This window comes from Rhodococcus sp. LB1 (genome assembly GCF_001583455.1).
In the GTDB taxonomy this organism is placed as follows: domain Bacteria; phylum Actinomycetota; class Actinomycetes; order Mycobacteriales; family Mycobacteriaceae; genus Rhodococcus_F; species Rhodococcus_F opacus.
The window spans coordinates 1-3531 of sequence record NZ_LTCZ01000395.1 but is presented as its reverse complement, the minus strand read 5'-3'; the positions used below and the strand labels follow the sequence as shown (position 1 = coordinate 3531).

The window sequence follows — 3531 nt, the reverse complement described above, 5'->3', positions numbered from 1 at the left end:
TTGCTGTTCGCGGCAACCGGCCCTACCGCCAACACTGATGCGGTGCGCGCCGTGATCGCCAGGTTGGAACGTGCCTTCGAGTCCGACGATCCGCCGCCCAGTGAAGACACCGAACTCAACGAGTTCCACGCGTCCAAGACGCTCAACGGGCGCGTCGCCGTCAAAGGCGACCTGGATGCCGTTACCGGTGAAATGCTGCTCTCGGCGCTCTCCGGACTGTCCAAGCCGCGACCCGCGCAGGATGGAACCAAGGACCCCCGCACCCCTGGGCAGCGGCGGGCCGATGGGTTCACCGAACTCCTTCGCCGTTACCTCGACTCCGGGATCGCTGGCGAAGAAGGTGGAGAACGGCCACACGTCTCCCTCCACGTCAACGCCAAGGATCTCGCCGACCACACCGACTGCAGTGCACGAGCGCAGCAGGATGCCGCCGCCTCGCCGGACGACTCACTCTTCGCCGTCGATGGAGTCGCGTGGACCGAATGGATGGGGCCGCTGAGCATCACGGCGGCGCGGCTCCTGAGTTGCGATTCGATCGTCACGCCGATCGTGCTCGACGGGAATGGGGCACCGCTCGATCTCGGGGTGTCCACTCGAACGGTCACCAAGCGGCAGCGAAAGGCGTTGGTGGCGCGGGATCGAGGATGCGCGTTCCCCGGGTGTGGTGCGCCGCCGTCCTGGTGCGAAGGTCACCACATCATCCACTGGTCCGCAGGCGGGCCGTCCGACATGGGTAACCTGGTGCTGCTCTGCGGATTTCACCACCGGCTGCTGCATCACAGCGACTGGGAGATAGAGATGGGAGCCGACCGGCACCCCATGTTCATCCCACCACGGCAGGTCGACTGGGAACGGAAGCCGATACCGGCGCACAACCGCGCTCGGCCCCGAGCGTCCTGACCCAGGGCGCCGCACACATTGCCGACTCGGTGACAGGACAATTCCTGTCGCCGAGCCGGCATGCCGTCGTGGCGGGTCTGCCAGCCACCCGTGCGATCCTGGATCGGTGGCGGCTGCAACAGCCGGCACCGGCGCCATCGGACGGCAGAAAAACGCCATACGGCCCGGATGCAGCCGTCACGACTGCGGCGTCCAACCATGCGGACCCCACTGTCTACTGTGAGGATTCGAACGAGGCTCACTCACCGCGATCCGGTGGAGTGGGGCTCTGCCGACGAGACCGCTCGGATTCTCACGACTCCCGGGTTCGGTTTGCCACATGTGCTGTGTGGATCCTGGCAGCAAGGCGGGTGGATGCTCACCTCTGACGGCATGTCTGCCCCTGAGAAATGAAACAAACCAATTGGCCCGTTTTCTGGTAACGTCTGCTCCGTCATGGTGGTCACATGACGACGCGGACGTCTCGGGCACACGAGGCGGTTCACGCGAGGGGTGGAGTGCAGGTGTCGTCCGAGCTGCTGGTTGGGCGGCACCTGCACCCAACGCCCTCCACGACGCGCTCGCACACGCCGACCGCGGCTCCCCGATCGCACCGGGGGTGGCTGCGGCCAGGTGTCGGTTCGGCACCTACGTCAGCGAGGCGGGGTCGAGGTGTCGCATCCTGATGGGTCGACATCGGCTGCCGCGACACTCCGTCAGCGTAGGCGTCGCCCAGAAGTGTCGGAGAGAAAGTAACCGGGAAGTCTGGGTGAACGTTCTCGGGCGTCTCGGTGGTCGAACTCCCGGCGCCCGCAACGACTGACCCGCTCCGCGCTCGTCCTGCCCATCCTGCCACGAACTAGCAGGTCAGCGGGGGCGGACTACACGAAACGCTCGTGAACGTCTGAACAACTCAAAGACGTCGAGGGGCTCGAATGGTTACGCTCTGCATGCTTTTTCGTATCGGTTGCAGTACGTACTGAAGGGGGATTCTCATGACGAACATCAGCACAGCTCGACCCGGATACAAGCCCTTCACCCGTTTGGCGGCGGTCGCAGGTATCGCCGTACTTGCCATGGTGATGGGTAACGGCACCGCCTCGGCAGGTGTCGACAACTCCAGTTCCGTCATCGACGCGGACGGCAACCGCATCGAGGTCCTGCAGGGCGACACGCAGTATCAAGTCGTTCCGCCACTCGACGGCGTACCGACCAGCGTCGAGTTCTTCCACAACGGATACGCCGGGGTGAACATCAGCGGTCCCGGCGCCGCGGAGTTCGAGGGCACACAGCTCACCGTCGGATACCAGATCGGTTACCCGGTTGCGCTGGCCGGTGCGACCATCGTCCTCAATTCGCCCGGCCTCGGGTTCGCGATCGGGTCGGACACCGGAATCGACCTGGGACTCGTCCCCGATTTCACGCTGGATCTGAGCGCGGGGACCAATGCGGAGCTGGCGGGTGACATCATCCCGTCGCAGGAGCTGGACATCGACCTGGAGCCGGGCGGTATCACCGAGGTCCCGCTGCTCGAGGGTCAGGAGTTCGACGGACCCGAGGCGCTGGTGCGGATGCAGGGCGTTCACGGTTCCATCTCCGGAGCGATCGGACCCGTCACCATCCGGCCGTACGCGAAGGCCGTGACGGCCAACGGTGACACCGTCATGACCTACGGTGTGCCGCAGAAGCTCAACTGACCGGTGCCGGAACAGGTTCCGTGGCACGCACCGGGTCGCCATCCCGATCGCGGATGGCGACCCGGCGCGGTTGTTCGCCTAGCGACGACGCCTACGACGTCACCAGTTCCTGGATCTTCTCGCGGGCAGCCCGCTCGACGAGCAGCGGCACGAAGTCGCGTACCTTCCGGTCCGCGAATTGGCCGTGTGCAGAGCGCACTACCTCGTCGATGGTGTCCCGGGAGACGTCCGGGTACCGGGTCTGGAGGCGATCGATGACCCTGGTGAGATGGAGCTGCTCTTCATCGTTCAACATTCAATGATCTTCCGCCGAATTCGGCGATGGGGTCAAGCCGCATCGACGTCACCGATTCGCCTCGTCGTCGGCGGCTCCCGGCCAGGCCGAGACGCTGTTCGAGCCTCCGGCCGAGCGCTGACATGGGCAAACTCACCGCAAGGCAGCGCCAGCCGATCCCGCTCAAAAGTGTGCGTCACGTGGGATGCGAGAACTGCTGTGCGCGAATCTGTGACGAAGGACATCGCCGGAGTTGACCGTCGAGAACGGTCAGTGTCCGTGGCTCGCTCTACAGGCGCTGGCGTCGAGCCGAAATCGGGGGTGAACTGGGCGAGTACGGCCCTCGTCGCGGATGTGACTTCTTATTTCTGGTCTTCGGCCTTGCCGACGCCTCCGTGATGCGCGGGTCCCACTCCGGAGTCGCTGCCCTCGGTCTCGGCGGCGTGTGCGGCCGGCTTCTCCTCGGCCGGCGAGGCCACCGCGCCGCGTGGGGTCTCCCCGGGTTTCGGCGACTGCATTCCGCCGGAGTCCACATGGTCGTCGTGCTCCGGGCGTCCTTCTTTCGTGCTGGTCGTCCGGCCGTCGTACGGCGGTGTGGCCGGCTCCGCGTCGCCGGGAGGCAGCGAGCCGCCGGCGGGCGCAGGGTTCGTGCCCGACTCCGCGGAGGAGGTGACCTCCTCC

4 protein-coding genes are annotated in these 3531 nt (G+C 65.8%); 2 read left to right on the top strand and 2 right to left on the bottom strand.

Features of this window, described 5'->3' with window-relative positions; genetic code table 11:
• The coding region (locus AZG88_RS37780; RefSeq protein WP_061700614.1) for an HNH endonuclease signature motif containing protein at window positions 1-900 on the top strand (900 nt) is incomplete at its 5' end.
• 974 nt (window positions 901-1874) lie between these two features.
• A complete protein-coding gene (locus AZG88_RS37775) occupies window positions 1875-2576 on the top strand; it encodes an MspA family porin (protein ID WP_025433567.1) in 702 nt (233 codons plus the stop codon).
• A gap of 91 nt (window positions 2577-2667) precedes the next feature.
• Here the strand turns inward: AZG88_RS37775 and AZG88_RS37770 are convergent, their stop codons facing one another.
• Both AZG88_RS37770 and AZG88_RS37765 read right to left on the bottom strand, forming a co-directional pair.
• Complete coding sequence (locus tag AZG88_RS37770) at window positions 2668-2871, bottom strand: three-helix bundle dimerization domain-containing protein (protein ID WP_061045844.1); 204 nt, start codon at window positions 2869-2871, stop codon at window positions 2668-2670.
• 341 nt (window positions 2872-3212) lie between these two features.
• Window positions 3213-3531: hypothetical protein (locus AZG88_RS37765; RefSeq protein ID WP_061700613.1), on the bottom strand; the 319-nt coding region annotated here is incomplete at its 5' end.

Bases quoted from the DNA above. Each gene is read 5' to 3' on its own strand.
- AZG88_RS37775 (WP_025433567.1), top strand. From the start codon at position 1,875: ATGACGAACATCAGCACAGCTCGACCCGGATACAAGCCCTTCACCCGT.
- AZG88_RS37770 (WP_061045844.1), bottom strand. From the start codon at position 2,871: ATGTTGAACGATGAAGAGCAGCTCCATCTCACCAGGGTCATCGATCGC.